Origin of the sequence: Rhodococcus sp. TAF43 (assembly GCF_052113525.1) — a bacterium.
In the GTDB taxonomy this organism is placed as follows: Bacteria; Actinomycetota; Actinomycetes; order Mycobacteriales; family Mycobacteriaceae; genus Prescottella.
This window is the reverse complement of sequence record NZ_JBFRDL010000004.1, coordinates 23,610-42,838: the sequence shown is the minus strand read 5'-3', so window position 1 is coordinate 42,838 and position 19,229 is coordinate 23,610. Positions and strand designations below refer to the sequence as shown.

The 19,229-nt window shown below is 68.2% G+C and carries 16 protein-coding genes; 8 read left to right on the top strand and 8 right to left on the bottom strand.

Annotation, left to right across the window (positions count from 1 at the left end; genetic code table 11):
* The first annotated feature begins 178 nt into the window (after window positions 1–178).
* The 6 genes from hutU (at window position 179) to AB4Z09_RS04355 (ending at window position 8,590) form a co-directional block, all read left to right on the top strand.
* Window positions 179–1,855: a urocanate hydratase gene (hutU, locus tag AB4Z09_RS04380; protein ID WP_442239239.1), complete on the top strand. Its 1,677-nt coding sequence runs from the start codon at window positions 179–181 to the stop codon at window positions 1,853–1,855.
* A 242-nt stretch (window positions 1,856–2,097) separates the two neighbouring features.
* Entirely contained in the window at window positions 2,098–3,276 is a 1,179-nt protein-coding gene (gene hutI, locus AB4Z09_RS04375) for an imidazolonepropionase (protein ID WP_442239238.1), read from the top strand.
* Window positions 3,277–3,300: 24 nt separating this feature from the next.
* Window positions 3,301–4,278: a formimidoylglutamase gene (gene hutG, locus AB4Z09_RS04370; RefSeq protein WP_442239237.1), complete on the top strand. Its 978-nt coding sequence runs from the start codon at window positions 3,301–3,303 to the stop codon at window positions 4,276–4,278.
* 487 nt (window positions 4,279–4,765) lie between these two features.
* On the top strand, window positions 4,766–6,316 hold the full coding sequence (locus tag AB4Z09_RS04365; RefSeq protein ID WP_442239236.1) for an HAL/PAL/TAL family ammonia-lyase: 1,551 nt from the start codon (window positions 4,766–4,768) through the stop codon (window positions 6,314–6,316).
* 27 nt (window positions 6,317–6,343) lie between these two features.
* Window positions 6,344–7,699 carry an MFS transporter gene (locus tag AB4Z09_RS04360; protein ID WP_442239235.1) on the top strand — a complete coding sequence of 452 codons (1,356 nt, stop codon included), beginning with the start codon at window positions 6,344–6,346 and terminating at the stop codon, window positions 7,697–7,699.
* Window positions 7,700–7,852: 153 nt separating this feature from the next.
* Window positions 7,853–8,590, top strand: coding sequence for a helix-turn-helix domain-containing protein (locus AB4Z09_RS04355; protein ID WP_114723153.1), 738 nt, complete (start codon window positions 7,853–7,855; stop codon window positions 8,588–8,590).
* On the opposite strand, the gene AB4Z09_RS04350 is transcribed toward AB4Z09_RS04355, so the two are convergent.
* Entirely contained in the window at window positions 8,527–8,916 is a 390-nt protein-coding gene (locus AB4Z09_RS04350) for a VOC family protein (protein WP_442239234.1), read from the bottom strand. The two genes, AB4Z09_RS04355 and AB4Z09_RS04350, sit on opposite strands and share 64 nt — an antisense overlap.
* Before the next feature lie 167 nt (window positions 8,917–9,083).
* Here AB4Z09_RS04350 and AB4Z09_RS04345 point away from each other — a divergent pair, with 167 nt between their 5' ends.
* Window positions 9,084–9,482, top strand: coding sequence for a hypothetical protein (locus AB4Z09_RS04345; RefSeq protein ID WP_442239233.1), 399 nt, complete (start codon window positions 9,084–9,086; stop codon window positions 9,480–9,482).
* Between the two features lie 30 nt (window positions 9,483–9,512).
* Here the strand turns inward: AB4Z09_RS04345 and AB4Z09_RS04340 are convergent, their stop codons facing one another.
* From AB4Z09_RS04340 to AB4Z09_RS04310, 7 genes are all read right to left on the bottom strand, one after another.
* Complete coding sequence (locus AB4Z09_RS04340; RefSeq protein ID WP_442239232.1) at window positions 9,513–10,301, bottom strand: SDR family NAD(P)-dependent oxidoreductase; 789 nt, start codon at window positions 10,299–10,301, stop codon at window positions 9,513–9,515.
* Between the two features lie 106 nt (window positions 10,302–10,407).
* Window positions 10,408–11,058 (bottom strand): PaaI family thioesterase, encoded by a 651-nt coding sequence (locus AB4Z09_RS04335; protein WP_114723158.1) that lies wholly within the window; start codon window positions 11,056–11,058, stop codon window positions 10,408–10,410.
* On the bottom strand, window positions 11,055–11,927 hold the full coding sequence (locus AB4Z09_RS04330; protein WP_442239231.1) for a MaoC/PaaZ C-terminal domain-containing protein: 873 nt from the start codon (window positions 11,925–11,927) through the stop codon (window positions 11,055–11,057). The genes AB4Z09_RS04335 and AB4Z09_RS04330 overlap by 4 nt, the downstream gene beginning before the upstream one ends.
* Before the next feature lie 4 nt (window positions 11,928–11,931).
* Window positions 11,932–13,137, bottom strand: a complete 1,206-nt coding sequence (locus tag AB4Z09_RS04325; protein WP_114723248.1) for a lipid-transfer protein — start codon at window positions 13,135–13,137, stop codon at window positions 11,932–11,934.
* 10 nt (window positions 13,138–13,147) lie between these two features.
* A complete protein-coding gene (locus AB4Z09_RS04320) occupies window positions 13,148–15,334 on the bottom strand; it encodes an acyl-CoA dehydrogenase (RefSeq protein ID WP_442239230.1) in 2,187 nt (728 codons plus the stop codon).
* A 41-nt stretch (window positions 15,335–15,375) separates the two neighbouring features.
* Complete coding sequence (locus AB4Z09_RS04315; RefSeq protein ID WP_114723161.1) at window positions 15,376–16,539, bottom strand: steroid 3-ketoacyl-CoA thiolase; 1,164 nt, start codon at window positions 16,537–16,539, stop codon at window positions 15,376–15,378.
* Between the two features lie 313 nt (window positions 16,540–16,852).
* On the bottom strand, window positions 16,853–17,482 hold the full coding sequence (locus AB4Z09_RS04310) for a TetR family transcriptional regulator (RefSeq protein ID WP_442239229.1): 630 nt from the start codon (window positions 17,480–17,482) through the stop codon (window positions 16,853–16,855).
* Window positions 17,483–17,654: 172 nt separating this feature from the next.
* On the opposite strand from AB4Z09_RS04310, the gene AB4Z09_RS04305 reads away from it, so the two are divergent.
* The gene (locus AB4Z09_RS04305; RefSeq protein ID WP_442239228.1) at window positions 17,655–19,226 is read left to right on the top strand and encodes an FAD-dependent oxidoreductase; all 1,572 of its coding nucleotides are present in this window, start codon (window positions 17,655–17,657) and stop codon (window positions 19,224–19,226) included.
* Window positions 19,227–19,229 lie beyond the last annotated feature (3 nt).

Genomic DNA, 19,229 nt, shown 5'->3' with positions numbered 1-19,229 from the left:
CCCTGAGTGGGGTGCCCCCTTGACATCGAGATGTATAGACAGGAATATACAACTCATAGTTGCAGAACGTGAGCCAGTGCACAACAGCTGGGAACCGGACGGGGACGACAACGGCGTCGCCCCCCGCCCCCCGGATGACGCTGCCGCGAAGCTCACTGCCGATCTCGAGGAGTACCCCATGGACATCACGTCCCCCGGCCACGAGGCCCGACCCGTCAGCGCCCCGCGCGGCTCCGAGCTCAACACGCTCGGGTGGCAGCAGGAGGGCGCCCTGCGCATGCTCATGAACAACCTCGACCCCGAGGTCGCCGAGCACCCCGACAACCTGGTCGTCTACGGCGGCACCGGCCGCGCCGCCCGCAGCTGGGCCGCGTTCGACGCCATGGTCGCCACCCTGAAGACGCTGAAGAACGACGAGACCATGCTGGTCCAGTCCGGCAAGCCGGTCGGCGTCTTCCGCACCAACGAGTGGGCGCCGCGCGTGCTCCTCGCGAACTCCAACCTCGTCGGCGACTGGGCCAACTGGGAGCAGTTCCGCAAGCTCGAGGCCGAGGGCCTGATGATGTACGGCCAGATGACGGCCGGTTCCTGGATCTACATCGGCACTCAGGGCATCCTGCAGGGCACCTACGAGACCTTCGGCGCGATCGCTCGTAAGCGCTTCGACGGCACCCTGGCCGGCACGATCACCCTCACCGCGGGCATGGGCGGCATGGGTGGCGCGCAGCCGCTGGCCGTCACCATGAACGACGGCGTCGCGATCTGCGTCGACTGCGACGTCACCCGCATCGACCGCCGCATCGCCCACAAGTACCTCGACACCAAGGCCGACAGCATCGAGCACGCGCTGCAGCTGGCCACCGAGGCCCGTGACGCGCGCAAGCCGCTGTCGATCGGCCTGGTCGGCAACGCCGCCGAGATCTTCCCGGCCCTGCTGGAGATGGACGCCCCGATCGACATCGTCACCGACCAGACGTCGGCGCACGATCCGCTGTCCTACCTGCCGATCGGCGTCGATATCGCCGATATGAAGGACCTGGCCGCGAAGGATCCGGAGAAGTTCACCGAGGACTCGCGCAAGGCGATGGCCGCGCACGTCGAGGCCATGGTCGGCTTCATGGACAAGGGCGCCGAGGTCTTCGACTACGGCAACTCCATCCGCGACGAGGCCCGCAAGGCCGGCTACGACCGCGCGTTCGAGTTCCCCGGCTTCGTCCCGGCCTACATCCGCCCGCTGTTCGAGGAGGGCCTCGGCCCGTTCCGCTGGGCCGCGCTGTCGGGCGACCCCAAGGACATCGCCGCGACCGACAAGGCGATCCTCGAACTGTTCCCCGAGAACGAGCACCTCAAGCGCTGGATCGAGATGGCCGGCGAGAAGGTCGCCTTCGAGGGCCTGCCCGCTCGCATCTGCTGGCTCGGCTACGGCGAGCGCCACAAGGCCGGCCTGAAGTTCAACGAGATGGTCGCCAGCGGCGAGCTGTCGGCGCCGATCGCCATCGGCCGTGACCACCTCGACTCGGGTTCCGTCGCCTCCCCGTACCGCGAGACCGAGTCCATGAAGGACGGCTCCGACGCGATCGCCGACTGGCCGCTGCTCAACGCCCTCGTGAACACCGCCTCCGGCGCGTCCTGGGTGTCGATCCACCACGGCGGTGGCGTCGGCATGGGCCGCTCGATCCACGCCGGCCAGGTGTGCATCGCCGACGGCACCGAGCTGGCCGCGAAGAAGATCGAGGCCGTGCTCACGAACGACCCGGGCATGGGTGTCATCCGGCATGCCGACGCCGGGTACGAGCACGCCATCGAGACCGCCAACACCCGCGGTGTGCGGATCCCGATGGCCGAGAACCACTGATTCGATTCCCCCTCCCCATCGAGGGCCGGCGCACCCGCGTCGGCCCTCGGTGACCCAACTCACCCGCGGGCCCGAGCCCTTCAATCCACCGGGGTGGCGAGTCGGCCGCCCGGACGACAAGTGCATTCACCCGGTCAGGTTCCGTTGTCCGGCATGACCGCCACCCCGGTGGATTGATGGGCGGGGCACGTCCCGGCCATGGAGCGCCGTCGCTCCCACCAACGTCTTTGAGGATCGCAACTGTGTCCACCACCGCTTTGACGAACATCGGAACCCTCGTCACCAACGACCCCACGCAGGGCGAGGGTCCACTGGGGATCCGCCACGACGCCGCGGTCGTCTTCGAGGACGGGGTGGTGGCCTGGGTGGGGAACTCCGCAGAAGCCCCGGCTGCCGACACCGGACATGATCTCGGTGGACGGGCGGTGCTGCCCGGCTTCGTCGAGAGCCACTCGCACCTGGTGTTCGCGGGCGAGCGGGCCGAGGAGTTCGCGGCCCGCATGTCGGGCGAGAAGTACGCGGCGGGCGGCATCCGCACCACGATCGAGGCGACGCGGGCCGCGAGCGACGACCAGCTCGCCGCGAACGTGCGCCGGCTGCTCGACGAGTCGCTGCGCTCCGGCAGCACCACCGTCGAGATCAAGAGCGGTTACGGCCAGAGCACGCGGGACGAGCTGCGCAGCGTGCAGGTGGCGGGCCGGTTCACCGACGAGGTCACGCTGCTGGCCGCGCACGTCCCGCCGCCCGAGTACGCGGGCCGCGGCGACGAGTACGTGGCGATGGCGGTCGACGAGATGATCCCGGCGTGCGCCCCGTACGCGAAGTGGATCGACGTGTTCTGCGAGCGCGGCGCGTTCACCGTCGAGCAGTCGCGCGCCGTCCTGCGCGCCGGTGTCGCCCACGGCCTGGTCCCCCGCGTGCACGGCAACCAGCTCGGCGAGGGCCCGGGCGTGCAGCTGGCCGTCGAGATGGGTGCGGCCTCGGTCGACCACGTCACCTACGTCACCGACGCCGACATCGACGCTCTCGCCGGTAGCTCGACGGTGGCGACGCTGCTCCCCGGCGCCGACTTCTCCACCCGCAACCAGTACCCCGGCGCCCGCGCGCTGCTCGACGCCGGCGTCACCGTCGCGCTTGGCGCGGACTGCAACCCAGGCACCTGCTACACCACGAGCCTGCCGTTCTGCATCGCCATCGCAGTCCGCGACATGCACATGACGCCCGCCGAGGCCGTGTGGGCCGCCACCGCGGGTGGCGCCCGGGCACTGCAGCGCGAGGACGTCGGAAGCCTCCGGATCGGTGCCCGAGCCGACGCGATCGCACTCGACGCCCCGTCCTACCTGCACCTTGCGTACCGCCCCGGCGTGCCGCTGATCGGACAGGTGTGGAAGGACGGCGTCCTCGCCACCACGAGCCGCTGACCGATCCACACGGAGGAGAACCGCATGACCCACGAGATCATCGTCGACGTCCCGCCCCGCCCCTGGGCCGGTCGCACGGACGGCACCGCGTCCGAGCACCTGCGCTGGCATCAGGCCGTCACCCCGTACACGCCCGCCGACGGTGACGGCTGTGTCCTGATCGGCTTCGCCAGCGACGAGGGCGTGCGCCGCAACAAGGGCCGCCGCGGCGCCGCGGGCGGTCCCGATGCCCTCCGCAGTGCACTGTCCTCGATGGCGCTGGAGCGACCGGTGTCCGTGGCGGACGCCGGCACGGTGTCCGTCACCGACGAGAACCTCGAAGACGGGCAGGCCGCCCTCGGCCGTGCCGTGAGCGCGGCACTCGACGCCGGGCGCCTCCCGGTCGTCCTCGGCGGCGGCCACGAGGTGGCATACGGCACCTACCTGGGAGCGGCGAACTCACAGCTGCGGCGACGGCGCCCCCGACTCGGGGTGTTGAACCTCGATGCCCACTTCGACCTGCGCTCCGACACGGTGCCGAGTTCCGGTACCCCGTTCCGGCAGATCGCCGAAGCCGAGCAGGCGGCCGGTACGAGCCACCGCTACGACGTCATCGGGATCAGCCAGCCGAGCAACACCGCAGCCCTGTTCGACACCGCGCACCGGTTCGGCGTGCGGTACCTACTGGACGACCACTGCGGTGTCGCGGACCGGGCCGGTGTCGACGGTTTCGTGACCACGTTCCTCGACGACGTCGACCTCGTCTACCTGACCATCGACCTCGACGTGCTGCCGGCGGCGGTCGCTCCGGGCGTCAGCGCGCCTGCCGCTTACGGCGTGCCCGTGGAGATCATCCAGCGCGTCTGCGATCTCGTCGCGGCGAGCGGCAAACTCGCGGTCGTGGACGTCGCCGAACTCAACCCGGAGCTCGACGTCGACAACCGCACGGCCCGCACAGCGGCGCGACTGATCCATCGAATTGTGACGTCTCACGTCGCCGTCACCGGTGGCGACAATTCCTAGCCGGCCCGAGCGAATACATCAGGGCTACAACGGTTTTGCTGTCGCCGATGCTGCATCTGCCGCTACTCGGGCGGCTCGTTCGAATTCGCCGATCTTGATCGGAGCACGGATCGGGCCGAGGTCCGCCACCAGCGTCCCGTAGTCCGGAACCGCCGCGGGCACGGTCGACACACCTGCCCCTCCGCCGAGGTGGCGTCGTATGCAGTGCCGGCGGAACAGGAAAGCCCTCCACACCCCTTGACACCGAGGTTATCTATACCGGACTATACAAGCTGTGCTTCGGATCACCCCGACGATCGGCTTGGCGAACCTCGTAACAGATGACACCCTGTCGAGGTGCGCACGGACCTCCTCGTGACCTTCGGTCGCGGGGATGGGTCCGATTCGTGACCCAGCAGGATTGCGCGGCAGCCGAATGCGCTGACGAACGGGTATGACCAGGGCGGGGAACAACAACAAATCGAGACCCCGAAAGTTTGAGAGAAACATGACGACACACGCACAAGAGATCAAGTCCGTAACCCTGGACGATCGGCCGATTTCCATCGAGGAATTCGTTGCCGTTTCCCGATTCGGCGCGCGTGTCGAATTCTCCCCTTCCTATGAGGAGCGGGTCCGGAAGTCGAGGGGTCTCATCGAGAAGTTCCTCGACGAGAACCGGCTGATCTACGGCGTCACCACCGGCTTCGGAGACAACGTAACCGAGGTTATCGCGCCGGAGGATGCCACTGCTTTGCAGCGGAACATCATCCTTTCTCACGCGGTCTCCGTCGGAGAACCTCTCCCCCGGGAGGTTGTGCGTGCGATTCAGCTGATGATGCTGGTCGGTCTCGGCCAGGGCGTCTCGGGCACCAACTTCGGCACTCTCGATCTCATTCGCGAGCTCCTCAACAACGGTATTACCCCTTACGCCCCCGGCGAGGGCTCGGTCGGCTACCTGAGCGTCGAGGCTCATATGGCGCTGGTGCTGTTGGGCGAGGGACGCGCATGGGCCAACGGGGAATTGGTTTCCGGCCGAGATGCACTCGAGAAGTTCGGGCTGCAGCCCGTCACACTCGGATGCAAGGAAGGGCTGACGCTGACGAACGGAACTCATTCCGTCACCGGCATCAGCGTGCTGCTCGCGTACGACGCGGTCCGCGCCGCCACCGTTGCAGACGCAGCCGCCGCGCTCAGCCTGGAGGCGCTGAAGGGAACGATCCGCGCTTACGATCCGCGCCTTCACGCGTTGAAGAAGCACCCTGAGCAGGCAGCGGTCGCCCGGAATGTCAGTCGGATTCTCGCAGGTAGCGAGATCATCGACAAGCACCGCGACTACCGCGTGCAGGATACCTACTGCCTTCGCGGCATCCCCCAGGTTCACGGTGGGGCCAAGCGGGCGATCAAGAATGCAGTCGCCATCATCGAGGACGAGCTGCACTCGGTGGGCGACAATCCCGTCATCATCCCGGAGGGAGACGACGGCGACGCCATCATGGGCGCGAACTTCGACAGCACGTTCGTCGGCATCCAGGCCGACACGATCATGACCGCTCTCACGGTGCTGGGCAAGATCTCCGAGCGTCGAACCGACCGAATGGTCAACAGCGCCTTCAGCGAACTACCCGCTTTCCTCGCACCCAATCCGGGGCTGAACAACGGGTACATGATTCCGCAGTACACGTCGGCCGCCCTGCTCATGGAAATGCGGTCGGCATCATTCCCGGCCTCGGTCGATTCGGTCACGACCTCCGCAAATCAGGAGGACACCGTAAGCAACGCCTACCTGGCGGTGACCAAGGCGTACCGCGGGGTGAAGAAGCTTCGCTACATCCTGGCCATCGAATTGATGTGTGCGGCGCAGGCGACCGACCTCCTGGGCGGTTCCGAAATCGGTTCCGAAGGATCGATTTCCCTCCGTCAAGCAATCCGTAAGATCGCACCCCCGGTCACCGTAGATCGATTCTTCGGCGACGAAATCGAACTCCTCGAGAATGGAATTCACGACGGCAGTTTGATCGAATCTCTCGAGTCCGTCGTCGGCGATCTCGAATTCTGACCCCCATCGCGTCTGGAATAAGCAAACATGACAAATCTCAGCCCACCGGGCACGGCCTTACCCGCCAAGACGGGGAATGCACTTTCCGATCATGAAACGCCGCTGAATCGCTTTCATCTACGAATCACGGCGCTGACCTTCGGCGCCAACTTTTCCGACGGCTACGCTCTCGGCAGCATCGGAATCGTCCTGACCGTTCTGGCCCCGACGATGGGACTCAGCGCGCTCTGGGAAGGGCTTCTCGGAAGTTCCATGCTGATCGGCGTGCTCGTCGGAAGCGTGGTGTGTGGATGGCTTGCGGACCGATTCGGCCGTCGCCTGGTCTTCCAATTGGACTTCATCGTCATCGCGGTGGCCTCCGCAGCGCAGTTCTTCGTCGATGGCCCGGTCTGGCTGCTCGTGCTCCGCCTGATCATCGGGATCGGTGTCGGCGCCGACTACGCACTCGGCCCCACGCTGGTCACCGAGTTCGTCCCCACTCGTTACCGCGGAGGACTACTCGGTTCCCTGACGGTGATGTGGACGGTCGGCTACGTGGCTTCCTTCTTCGTCGGTACATGGCTGGTCAATCTGTCGCCGGATTCGTGGCGCTGGATGCTCGCAAGTGGTGCGATTCCCGCACTGATCGTCCTGGTGCTCCGGCTCGGCACGCCCGAGTCCCCGAGATGGCTGATCGGTAAGGGCAGACTGGACGAAGCTCGCCAAGTTTCGGACAAGTATCTCGGCGGCACGCTCGACATCGAGAAGATCGCGGCAAGCACCGCATCCGACAAGCCGGCGCGATACCGCGACTTGTTCGGCCCCAAGCACCTGAAGAACACGGCATTCGGAATCATCTTCTACAACTGCCAGGTCATTCCGTACTTCGCCATCTACACGTTCCTGCCCGTCATCCTCCTCAAGCTCGGTATGGACGAAGACGGGTTCTCGAGCGGAGTAATGCTGAACCTGTTCCTCCTCCTCGGTGGAATCGCGGGTTGGTGGGCGATCTCGAAGATCGGTCGACGTCCACTGACGATCTACTCGTTCGTCATCATGGCGGTCACATTGGCGATCGTTGCCCTCGGCACCAACTGGCCGTTGCCCTTGGTCATCGTGACCTTCGCCATCTTCACCTTCGTGATGTCGGGAGCTGCGAATCTCGAGCAGGTCTACCCCGCCGAACTCTTCCCCACCCGCTTGCGCGCTACCGGTGTCGGGCTTGTCAACGGAGCCAGCCGACTCGGATCTGCTGCTGGTACCTTCCTTCTCCCCGTCACCCTCGCGTCCGTCGGCATCACAGCCTCGATGCTCGGTTTGGTGGTCGTCCTCGTGATCGGTGCGGTTGCTTCCGTACTGATGGCACCGGAGACGTCCCATCTCTCCACGGAGGAACTCGGCTGATCTCCCGGCCGCGCTCTACACACGAGCGTTCACGACGGCAATGACGACTCGAAGCCGCTCCCCCTGGTGGGGGGCGGCTTCGAGTCGACTGGTGGTCTTCCGTGCGCGGCCGGCCGGGCTGAGCCTGTCGGCCGCCCGTGCTGTACTGGGGCCGTGTACAGCGAGCACGCATCACCGGCGGTTCCCGGGGCGGTCGTGTGGCGCACTGTCCGCACCGCCGACGGGTCGGTGCTGCCGGACGGCTGCATGGACCTGGTGTGGCGGGACGGCGACGTCGTGGTGGCGGGTCCCGACACGCACCCGTTCACGGTGACCGCGTCGGCGGTGCCCGGCGTCGGCCTGCGCTTTCCGCCCGGCATGCTCCCCCACCTGCTCGGCGTGCCGGCCGCGCATCTGCGCGACCGGCGGGTCCCGCTCGCCGACGTGATCGGCCGCGGCCGCTCGACGAGGTTGCGCGGGCTCGATCCCGCCGAGGCGTCGGGCGCCTTCGAGTCGTTCGGTCGGGCACGGCTGGCGGAGGTGGGGCCGCCGGATCCGGTGGTGACGACCACCGCACGACTGCTCGCGTCCGGCCGAACCGTCGCCGACGCCGCGGACACGGTCGGATTGTCCGCCCGCGCGCTGCACCGGCTCGGTACCCGTTCCTTCGGGTACGGGCCCAAGACGCTGGCCGGAATCCTGCGGCTGCAGCGGGCACGCGACCTCGCCGGGCTCGGGATCCCGTCCGCCGACGTCGCCGTGCGGTGCGGCTACGTGGACCAGGCGCACCTGATCCGGGAGTCGCGGCGGATCACCGGTCGTTCGTTCGGTGAGCTGACCGGCCGGGATCAGCCCGGCAGCGACGCGAACAGGTCGACGCCGTTGCCGTCGGGATCCTTGACCGTGGCGTAGCGCTGCCCCCACGGGGCGTCGAACGGTTCGACTCCGCCGTGCCCGGCCGCCGCGAGCCGCGCCCACACCTCGTCCACCTGGGCCGGGTCGTCGCACTCGAACGCGAGCGAGACGCGGGAGTCGCCCGTGGGCGGCGTGTACGGTCCGCCGAACGACTCGACCACCTCGACGGTGTCCCACATCAGCCGGACACCTCCGGCGTTCGTCTCGACGTGCGGTTGGCTCTCGGCATCGGCCGGAATCTCGAGGCCGAGGAGCCGGTAGAAGCGCAGCGACGCCGTGAGGTCCGTCGTCACCACGCCGATCGCGTTCAGCTGAGGTTTCATACCGATCAGGCTAGGCGCGCCTCACCCACCACGATTGGATCTTTCGGACAGCCCCGCCGATCGACTCCCGCACAACAAACAACCGGAACGAATCCGTCCGTTCTCACCACCGGCAGCCCTCTCATCGTGTTCTATACGTCCAAACATCGACAGAAGGAGCTCGGAACATGGTGGTGCAGGACCTGACGACACGGCAGTCCACGACGAACCGGTCGCGCGTGCGGACGGTACTCGGGTCCGTCGTGGTGGCAGCGGGAACGGCGGCGCTGATCGCTTTCGCACCGGGCACTGCCGGCGCTACCCCGCTGCTGCCCGAGCCGACCCCGATCGGCTCGCTCGGTAGCGCCTTCATCGACCTGTCCGGCGGGATGCAAACGCTTCTCGGGCAGTTCGTCGGCGACACCGGGAGCCTGGGAAGCGTGCGCATCGGCGGCCAGCCCACCACCGGCAGCCTCGGCAGCTCCACCGGCAGCCTCGGCAGCACATCCACCGGCAGCCTGGGCAGCTCCGCGACCGGTAGCTTCGGCAGTTCCTTCGGCAGCGTGGTCGACTCCCCCTTCAACTGATCGGGGGAGCCGTCGCGGGACACCGCGCGGTCAGTCCACCTCCGGTGCCCACTGGACACCATTGATGTGGCCACCGCCGTCGACGAACAGCGTGTTGCCGGTGACGTAGCGTGAGTCGTCGCTCGCGAGGAAGGTGGCGACCGGCCCGATGTCGTCGAGGGGGTCGCCGATGCGGCCCATCGGGTTGGCCGACGCCATCGACGCCGCCATCTGCGGATTGGCCTCCGCGACCCGGCGGTACGCCTCGCTCTGTGCACCCGGACAGATCACGTTGCAGCACACCTGCTTCGGCGCCCATTCCCGGGCGGCGGTGCGGGTGAGGCTGCGCAGGCCCTCCTTGGCGGCGTTGTAGTGCACCGAGTACATGTGCGCGTTCACGCCGTTGAGGCTCGCCAGGTTGATGACTCGGCCGGTGCCGCGCTTCTCGAGCTCGGGCAGGGCGCGCTGCATCGCCCAGAACGCGGCCATCACGGCCATGTCGAACCCACCGCGCAACTGCTCGTCCGTCATGTTCTCGAACCGCGCGAAGCCCGTACTGCGCCAAGCATTGTTGACGAGGATGTCGAGTCGGCCGAACTGCGCGACGGCGCCGTCGACCATCGCGTGCACCTGATCCTTGTCGGTGATGTCGGTGCGCTGGAACTCGGCCTTGACGCCCCACTCCTCGCGGAGCCACTGCGCGGTCGATTCACCTGCGGCCTCGTCGATCTCGGCGACCAGCACGTTCGCGCCCTCGCGGGCGAACGCACCCGCGATGCCGCGGCCGATGCCCATGCCGGCACCGGTGACGATCGCCGTCCTACGTTCGAGCTTTCCCATACCAGTTCTCCTCAAAGAAGCGCCCGCGACCGAACCGCATCCCGGCCGAATGTCACATACGTTCAGTTGGACTGAACGTATGTGACATTCGGCCAAGGGAGGGGAATCAACGCGGACGCGGGACCGATGCGTCGATGAACAGCCCCTGCACCGAGACGCACACGTCGCCGGCGGCGTTCTTGATGTCGCCGACCGTGTGGATCTTGCGGCCCTCCACCGACTCCTGCCTGCCGGTGATGGTCAACTCCTCGAACAGCGGCGTCGGACGGTGGTAGCGCACGTTGAGCTGCGCGGTCATGCCTGCCTGGCCACCCCACGCGTTCGCGACACCGAGCACGTGGTCGAGAAGCAGCGCCGAGACGCCGCCGTGCACGCACCCGGGAGGACCCTGGTACGGCAGGTTCAGCGTGACGACACCCTGGACCGAACCGTCGTCGAGTCCCTCGAGCACGAGCGGCGGTGCGATCGCGTTCTCCGGACCGGTGATCGGGTCGTGCCGGGTGACGCCCTCACCGCTCCACATGTCGACCATCCGCTCGGCCACCTCGGGAGCGTGCTCCTCGAGATGATCGGCGATGCTGTTCAGTTCCTCCGCGACACGATCCAGATTCGCGTTGCCCCGATCGGTCCGCAGCATCGCGTCGATCACGCGACGGGCCGCGGCGGTCGCACGGTCCACCGGCGCATCCTGCGGCGCCGACGTCAGCACGGTGCCGTGCGGGTGGGTGTGGGTGGTGGGATGGTCCCCGGTCTTCACGAACGAACCTCCATGGTCGCGTGGGTCAGCACCGGCTGGCCCTCGCGCTCCGGACACGTGGCGAGCAGTGTCAGTGTGTCCCGGTCCTGCCAGACGGAGGTCTCGATCGTCTCACCCGGGTAGATCGAGCCGGCGAACCGGACCGAGAAGCTCTGCACCCGAGCCGGATCGCCACCGAGAACGCCGTCCACGACGGCCTTGCAGACGACGCCGTACGACGCGAGTCCGTGCAGGATGGGGCGGTCGAAGCCGGCCATCTGCGCGAACGCCGGGTCGGCGTGCAGCGGGTTCATGTCGGCGCTGAGCCGGTACACGAGGGCCTGCTGCGTGCTGGTCGGCGAGACCAGCACCTTGTCGGCCTCGCGCTCGGGAACCGCGGTGGTGACCTCGGGTCCGGCGTCGCCGCCGAATCCGCCCTCACCGCGGGCCCAGATCTGCATTCCCGTGGTCCACAACGGGTTTCCGTCGAGATCGGTGGCCGACTGCTCGAGCACGATGACCGCGGCCTTGCCCTTGTCCCACACGTCGGCGACGCGCGAGGAGATGCGCGCCGAGCCCGACGTGGGGATGGGAGCGTGCAGCGTCAGCGACTGGCCGCCGTGCAGGATCTTGCGCAGGTCGATGTCGATGCCGGGCATGTTCATCCCGGCCGGCTTCAGGGTGCCGGCCGAGACGCCCTGGCCCGCGACCATCGCGAACGTCGGCAGAACCCGCAGGCCCTTCTCGTACACCCAGCCGAGCTCGGCCGGATCGAGCGAGTTCACCCCCGCACCGAGGCCCAGGTGGTACAGCAGGACGTCACGCTCGGTCCAATTGGCCTCGCGCACCGTCGGTTCGGCCGACAGTGCGGCCTTGACGTCGATCGGCATAGTGTCATGACTCCTTCGAGATGGTCCCGGCCCGGTACAGCGTGACCACGCACGCACCACCGAGGCCGAGGTTGTGCTGCAGACCCACGCGGGCACCGTCGACCTGGCGGGCGTCGGCCTTGCCGCGCAGCTGCCAGGTCAGCTCGGCGCACTGCGCCAGGCCGGTCGCACCGAGCGGATGGCCCTTCGAGATGAGACCGCCGGACGGGTTTACGACCCACCGGCCGCCGTACGTGGTGGCACCGGACTCGACGAGCTTGCCGCCCTCGCCCGCACCGCACAGGCCGAGGCCCTCGTACGTGATGATCTCGTTGATCGCGAAGCAGTCGTGCAACTCGATGACGTCGACGTCCCCGATCGTGAGACCGGACTCGGCGAACACCTGCTCCGCCGCGGCCCGCGTCATCGGGGCACCGACGACGTCGATCATCGACTGGTCGGCGAACGCCTCGGCGGTGTCGGTGGTGAGGGCCTGCGCGACGATCTCGATCGCCTGGTCCTCGAGGCCGTGCTCGCGCACGAACCGCTCGCTGACGACGATCGCGGCGCCCGCGCCGTCCGAGGTGGGCGAGCACTGCGAACGGGTGAGCGGCGCGTGGATCATCTTGTCGTCCAACACCTGCTGCAGCGTGTACTCGTCACGGAACTGCGCGTAGGGGTTGTTCACCGAGTGCTTGTGGTTCTTGACCGCGACGGACGCGATCTGCTCGACCGTGGTGCCGTAGCGCTCCATGTGCTCGAGCGCGGCGTTGCCGAACAGCTGGGCCGTCATGGGGCCGCGGCCCCACTCGTGCTTGGCCGTCATCACCTTCAGGTGGTCGTCGAGCGTGGAGACCTTGGGCATCTCACCGGTGCCGGTGAGCGCGGTCTTGGTCATCTTCTCGAAGCCCACCGCGAGTGCGACGTCGACGATGCCGCCCTGCACCCACTCGCGCGCCATCATCAGCGCCGACGAACCGGTGGCGCAGTTGTTGTTGACGTTGACGATCGGGATGCCGGTCAGACCCGTCTCGTACAGCGCGCGCTGGCCGGCGGCCGACGGCTGGAAGACGTAGCCGACCGCGGCGCGCTGCACCTGGTCGTACGAGATCCCGGCGTCGGCGAGCGCGGTACCCACGGCCTCGGAGACCATGTCCGGGTACTCCCAGTCCCGAGACTCGATCTTCTCGAACTTGGTCATGCCGACGCCGACGACGAAGGTGCGATTCATGCTGTGCAACTCACTTTCCGGGCTCGGGGTCACGCGGGAGCCCGAGGATCCGCTCGCCGATGATGTTCAGCTGAACATTGGTGGTACCACCTGCGATCGACATGCACTGCGAATTGAGGAACATCTGCGTTGCCGAACGGCGATGCTGATCCCCGAGCAGCGAGCGCGGGCCGGCCCAGTCCATCGCGACCTCCCACACCTGCTGGATGTGTTCGACACCGAGGAGCTTGGCGATCGAGGACTCCGCGCCGGGCTGCGCGCCGGTGAGCGAGCGGAGCGTGGTCCGCAGACCCATCAGCCCACCCGACTGCGCGTCGCACAGCACCTTTCCGAGCACCGTCAGCTGCTCGTCGTCGAGACCGCCGGGAAGTTCGGCCGCCAGGTCGAGCAGTGCCTCGCCACCCGAACCGAGGGACGAGTCGTGCGACAGCGAGACGCGTTCGTTGGCGAGGGTGGTGCGGGCCAGCTTCCAACCGTCTCCCGGCTCGCCGACCAGGCACTCGTCGGGCACGAACACGTCGTCGAGGAACACCTCGTTGAACAGCGCCTCGCCGGTGATCTCACGCAGTGGACGGATGTCGAGGCCGCTGTTCTTGATGTCGATCAGGAAGTACGACAGACCCTTGTGCTTGGCGACGTCACCGTCGGTGCGCGCCAGGCAGATTCCCCAGTCCGCTTCGCGGGCCATGGACGTCCACACCTTCTGGCCCTGCAACTTCCAACCACCGTCGACCTTGGTGGCCTTCGTGGACAGACCCGCCAGGTCGGAGCCGGCACCGGGCTCGGAGAACAGCTGGCACCACACGATGTCGCCGCGCAGCGACTGCGGCACGAAGCGCTCGATCTGCTCGGAGTTGCCGTGCGCGATCAGCGTGGGGATGACCCAGTTGCCGATGATCATGTCGTGCGGAACGAGCTCCGTGCTGCGCAGCTCTTCGGCAATGACCAACTGGGTCACGGCGTCGGCGCCCTTGCCCCACGGAGCGGGCAGGTGCGGCGAGGTGTAGCCGCGCTCGGCCAGGTACGCCTTCTGCTCGGCTCCCGCGAGCTCGAGGGCGGGATTCAGCTCGGCCCGGACGTCGGCGCGGATCTGCTCCGCCTCCGGCGGCAGGTCGATGCTCAGCACACGGCGGGCACCCTCGAGCGTGAGGTTCGCGACCCGGCGCTTCCAGGAAGCGGTGGAGCCCAGCAGGATCCGCAGCGACTGCGCGCGACGCATGTACAGGTGCGCGTCGTGCTCCCACGTGAACCCGATGCCGCCGAGGACCTGGATGCAGTCCTTGGTGACCTGGAACGCGGACTCGAGGGCGACCGATGCGGCCACCGCGACGGCCAGCGACGCCTCCGCCGACGGGACGTCCTCGCCCAGCGCGCGGGCGGCGTCCCACGCGGTGACGCGGGCCTGCTCGGTGAGGCTGAACATGCGGGCGGCCTTGTGCTTGACACCCTGGAACTGGCCGATGACGCGGCCGAACTGCTGCCGCACGCGGGCGTAGTCGGCTGCCGTCGTGGTGGCCCAGTCGGCGAGACCCGCGGCCTCGGCGGAGAACAGCGTCGCCGCGATGTCGAGCACGCGCTGCGAATCGAGTTCCAGCACATCGCCGTCGGCCAGCTCGAGACCGTCGACGACGACCTCGGCGTTGCGCCGCACGACGTCGTGGCTCGGCAGTTCGGTGACGTCGAGGCGACCGCGCTCGACGACCACGAACGCGAGCTCACCGGAAGCGTCCGCCGCCAGCAGGAACAGGTCGCCCACCTGGCCGCCGAGGATGTAGCGCGACGTGCCCGACAGCGTCGCCTTGCCAGCCTCGCGCACCAGCTTCAGCCCGCCGGGCTGCAGCGAAACGGCACCGAACAGGGTGCCGTCTGCCAGACCGGGCAGCTCGGCCGTGCGGCCGGCCTCGTTCAGCACCGTCGACACGACCGCGGTCGACAGGAACGGACCGGGCACCATCGAGCGTCCGAGTTCCTCGGTGACGATGGCGAGTTCGACCAGACCGTAGCCGGCGCCGCCGACCTCCTCCGGCAGGTGCAGGCCCAGCATGCCCAGCTCGGCCAGCGAGCCCCAGTACGCGGGACGCGTCTCTGCCTTGGCCTCGACGGCCTCCCGGATCACCGTCGGCGTCGCGTGGCGCGCGGCCCAGCCACGCACGGAATCGCGGAGTTCGCGGTCTTCGTCACTCAATCCAATGGTCATCGAATAGTCCTCGGAAGTAGAAGCAGCTCTAGGGAAACGGGTCAGATGCGCTCGATGACGGTGGCGGTCGACAGCGCACCGCCCGCGCACATCGTGATCAGGGCCGTCGAACGGTCCGAGCGCTCGAGCTCGTGCAGCGCCGTGGTGATCAGGCGCGAGCCGGTGGACCCGACGGGGTGGCCGAGCGCGATCGCGCCGCCGTTGACGTTGACCTTGCTCATGTCGGCCTCGAGGACCTGCGCCCACGACAGCACGACGGCCGCGAAGGCCTCGTTGATCTCGACGATGTCGATGTCGCCCAACGACATTCCGGCCTTGGCCAGCACGTGGCGGGTGGCGTCGATCGGTCCGTCGAGGTGGTAGTACGGGTCGGAGCCGACCATGCCGGACGAGACGATCCGCGCACGCGGACGCAGCCCCAGCGCGGCGGCCTTCTCCTCGCTCATCAGCATCACCGCGGCGGCACCGTCGCTGATCTGCGACGACGAACCGGCGGTGTGGATGCCACCGTCCATGACCGGCTCGAGTGCGGCGAGGCCCTCGGCGTTGGTCTCCCGCAGGCCGCCGTCGCGGGAGACGGTCGCGATCTCGCCGGTGGGCTCGCCCTCCTTGGTCACGACCGGAGCCTCGACGGGCACGATCTCGCGATCGAACCGGCCCTCGGCCCACGCCTGCGCGGCGCGGCGCTGCGACTCGAGGCCGAAGGCGTCGGTGTCGCCACGCTTCAGGCCGCGGTTGGCGGCGATGCGCTCGGCGGAGGTGAACTGGTCGCCGAGGTCGACGGTCCAGTCGTCCGGGTACGGAATGCCGGTGCCGGGCGCGAGCGCCTGGCCGAGGAAGACGCGGCTCATGGACTCGACACCGCACGCGATGCCGGCGTCGATCTGACCGGATGCGATGAGGCCCGCCACCATGTGCACGGCCTGCTGCGACGACCCGCACGCGCAGTCGATCGTGGTGGCTGCGGTGGTGTACGGCAGTCCCGCGTGCAGCCAGGCGTTGCGGGCGACGTTGTTGGACTGCTCGCCGGCCTGCGTCACTACGCCACCGACGATCTGGCCGATCTCCTCGGGCGCGACCCCGGTCCTGTCCAGCACCGCGCGCTGCGCGGCGCCGAGCAGCGTCGTGGGATGCAGGCCGGCCAGCGCGCCACGGCGGCGGCCGATCGGAGTACGGGCGGCCTCGACGATGACGACGTTGGTCATGGACAACTCCTCGACAGATCTGTGCAGTAAGGACGGGTCACCGAACCCTCCATCGGGAACTGCAACTCGTTCATTTTTGGAATGTATTCTACTTTCGTGCCGAGGGCAATGGATCCGACGAAACGGATCGAGCGGACGCCGAGGTTCGCGGCCGGCGCCGCATACAGTGCAAAGAGTGAACTATTGAGAATCGCCGAACGAGTCGTCGGCGAGGGTGCCCGCGGCACGTGTCATCGACACGGCGATCGACCGGGACCGATCGAACTAGAATTCATTTCAGTGCTTGCCTGCCGCCCGGGTGGCGGGCGGCCGGTCAGCCGCCCGCAGGCACCTGCGCGTTGGACAGGTCGGCCAGCAACAGGCGGCACGCGATTCGCAGGTCGGCTTCGGCGTCCGGGACGGAGACCCGCCCGTTGAGGCACGACTGGATGATGCCGAACCACGCCGACACCAGCACGCGGACGAGGACCGAATCGCTCTCCGTCACCTGCTCGAGCCCGGCGGCGTCGAACAGCACGTCACGGAACAGCCGGTCCACCCGAGCGACGTCGGGAATCGCCGTCACCTTGGCGGTACTCGTCGACTGGATCATCGCGTTCGCGAGCAACGGCCGGCGCAGTAGCGCGCGGGTGGCCCGCAGCAGGGTCTCGAAGATCTCGTCCTGCGGGGTGGTGGCCGGATGCGCCCGGCGCGCGAAGCCCTCGCTCATCTGGTCGATCTGGTCGACCATCACCGCGACGAACAGGTGCGTCTTCGACGGGAAGTAGCGGTACAGGGTGCCGATGGCRACGCCGGCGAGCTTGGCGACCTCGTGCATCTGGACGCGCTCGAGATCCTTCTCGGTGCCCAGCTGCGCCGCCGCGTCGAGCATGCGCGCGAACCGTGCCCGCTGCTCGGCCGAACTCGGTTCGGCTGCGTCCCGCGCCTCGGCGACTCTCGGCACAGTCGACCCCCTACTTGCTCGTCCGTGCATCGCGGGGTGCGACACACACTGGAATGCTCCCACCCGGCATCGGAACAGTCGATGCTTCCGCTGAGTGGGAGTCACGCTGTCCCCCGGTGGGCACCTGCGATTGCGTTCAACATCGAACCCGAAATCGATGGAGGATACAACCATGCAGGATTGGACAACCGAGTGCGACGTGGTCGTGATCGGCTCCGGTGGCGGCGCCCTGACCGGCGCGTACACCGCTGCATCGCAGGGGCTGAGCACGATCGTTCTGGAGAAGACCGACCTCTTCGGCGGCACCTCCTCGTACTCCGGAGCCTCCATCTGGCTGCCCGGAACGCAGGTCCAGGAGCGCGCCGGCCTGCAGGACTCGACCGAGAACGCCCGCACCTACCTGCGGAACCTGCTCGGCGACGCCGAGAGCGTGCGGCAGGACGCGTACGTCGACACCGCACCCGTCGTCGTGGCACTGCTCGAGAAGGACCCGAACATCGAGTTCGAGTACCGCGCCTTCCCGGACTACTACAAGGCCGAGGGTCGGATGGACTCCGGCCGCTCGATCAACCCGCTCGACCTGGACCCCGCCGACATCGGTGACCTCGCCGGCAAGATCCGCCCCGAGCTGGATCAGGACCGTACCGGCCAGGGTCACGCGCCCGGCAAGCTCATCGGCGGTCGCGCGCTGATCGGTCGCCTGCTCGCCGCCGTGCAGGGCACCGGCAACGCCGAGCTGCGCACCGGCACCGCCCTCACCGAACTGGTGGTCGAGGACGGCCGCGTCGTCGGCGTCGTCGCCGAGGCGAACGGCGAGCAGATCCGCATCAAGGCCAACCGCGGCGTGCTGCTGGCGGCCGGTGGCATCGAGGGCAACGCCGAGATGCGCGAGCAGGCCGGTACCCCCGGCAAGGCGGACTGGAGCATGGGCCCGTTCGGCGCCAACACCGGCACCGCGATCGCCGCGGGTGTCGCGGTCGGCGGCGCCACCGCGCTGCTGGATCAGGCGTGGTTCTGCCCCGGCGTCGCGCAGCCCGACGGCTCGGCGGCATTCATGGTCGGCGTGCGCGGCGGCCTCCTCGTCGACGCACAGGGCCGGCGCTACCTGAACGAGTCGCTGCCCTACGACCAGTTCGGTCGCGGGATGGACGCGCACGACAAGGCGACCACCGCGGCGAGCCGCGAAGATGGTGGGGCCGGCAGTTGCACCATCCCGTCGTACCTGATCTTCGACTCCCGCGAGGGCGGCGGGCTGCCCGCGATCTGCATCCCGAACACCGCGCCCGCGAAGCACCTCGAGGCCGGCACCTGGGCGTCGTCGGACACGCTCGAGGGCCTGGCCGAGAAGACCGGCATCCCCGCGGACGCCCTGCGCGCCACCGTCGAGCAGTTCAACGACTACGCCAAGCACGGCGTCGACGAGCAGTTCCACCGCGGCGAGGACCCCTACGACGCGTTCTTCTGCCCGCCCAACGGTGGCCCCAACAACGCTCTGACGGCGATCGAGAGCGGCCCGTTCTACGCGGCGAAGATCGTGCTGAGCGACCTCGGCACCAAGGGCGGTCTGGTCACCGATGCCGACGCCCGCGTCCTCACCGCCGACGGCACCCCCGTCGAGGGCCTGTACGCGGCCGGCAACACCGGCGCCTCGGTCAGTGGCGCGTTCTACCCGGGTCCGGGCGTGCCGCTCGGTACCGCGATGGTGTTCTCGTACCGTGCCGTCCAGAACATGCTGGGCAACTGAACA

Coding starts and splice junctions, on each gene's coding strand:
- AB4Z09_RS04350 (WP_442239234.1), bottom strand. CDS start 8,916: ATGAAACCTCAGCTGAACGCGATCGGCGTGGTGACGACGGACCTCACG.
- AB4Z09_RS04345 (WP_442239233.1), top strand. CDS start 9,084: ATGGTGGTGCAGGACCTGACGACACGGCAGTCCACGACGAACCGGTCG.
- AB4Z09_RS04320 (WP_442239230.1), bottom strand. CDS start 15,334: ATGACCATTGGATTGAGTGACGAAGACCGCGAACTCCGCGATTCCGTG.
- AB4Z09_RS04365 (WP_442239236.1), top strand. CDS start 4,766: ATGACGACACACGCACAAGAGATCAAGTCCGTAACCCTGGACGATCGG.
- hutU (WP_442239239.1), top strand. CDS start 179: ATGGACATCACGTCCCCCGGCCACGAGGCCCGACCCGTCAGCGCCCCG.
- AB4Z09_RS04340 (WP_442239232.1), bottom strand. CDS start 10,301: ATGGGAAAGCTCGAACGTAGGACGGCGATCGTCACCGGTGCCGGCATG.
- AB4Z09_RS04315 (WP_114723161.1), bottom strand. CDS start 16,539: ATGACCAACGTCGTCATCGTCGAGGCCGCCCGTACTCCGATCGGCCGC.
- AB4Z09_RS04305 (WP_442239228.1), top strand. CDS start 17,655: ATGCAGGATTGGACAACCGAGTGCGACGTGGTCGTGATCGGCTCCGGT.
- AB4Z09_RS04330 (WP_442239231.1), bottom strand. CDS start 11,927: ATGCCGATCGACGTCAAGGCCGCACTGTCGGCCGAACCGACGGTGCGC.
- AB4Z09_RS04325 (WP_114723248.1), bottom strand. CDS start 13,137: ATGAATCGCACCTTCGTCGTCGGCGTCGGCATGACCAAGTTCGAGAAG.
- hutG (WP_442239237.1), top strand. CDS start 3,301: ATGACCCACGAGATCATCGTCGACGTCCCGCCCCGCCCCTGGGCCGGT.
- AB4Z09_RS04360 (WP_442239235.1), top strand. CDS start 6,344: ATGACAAATCTCAGCCCACCGGGCACGGCCTTACCCGCCAAGACGGGG.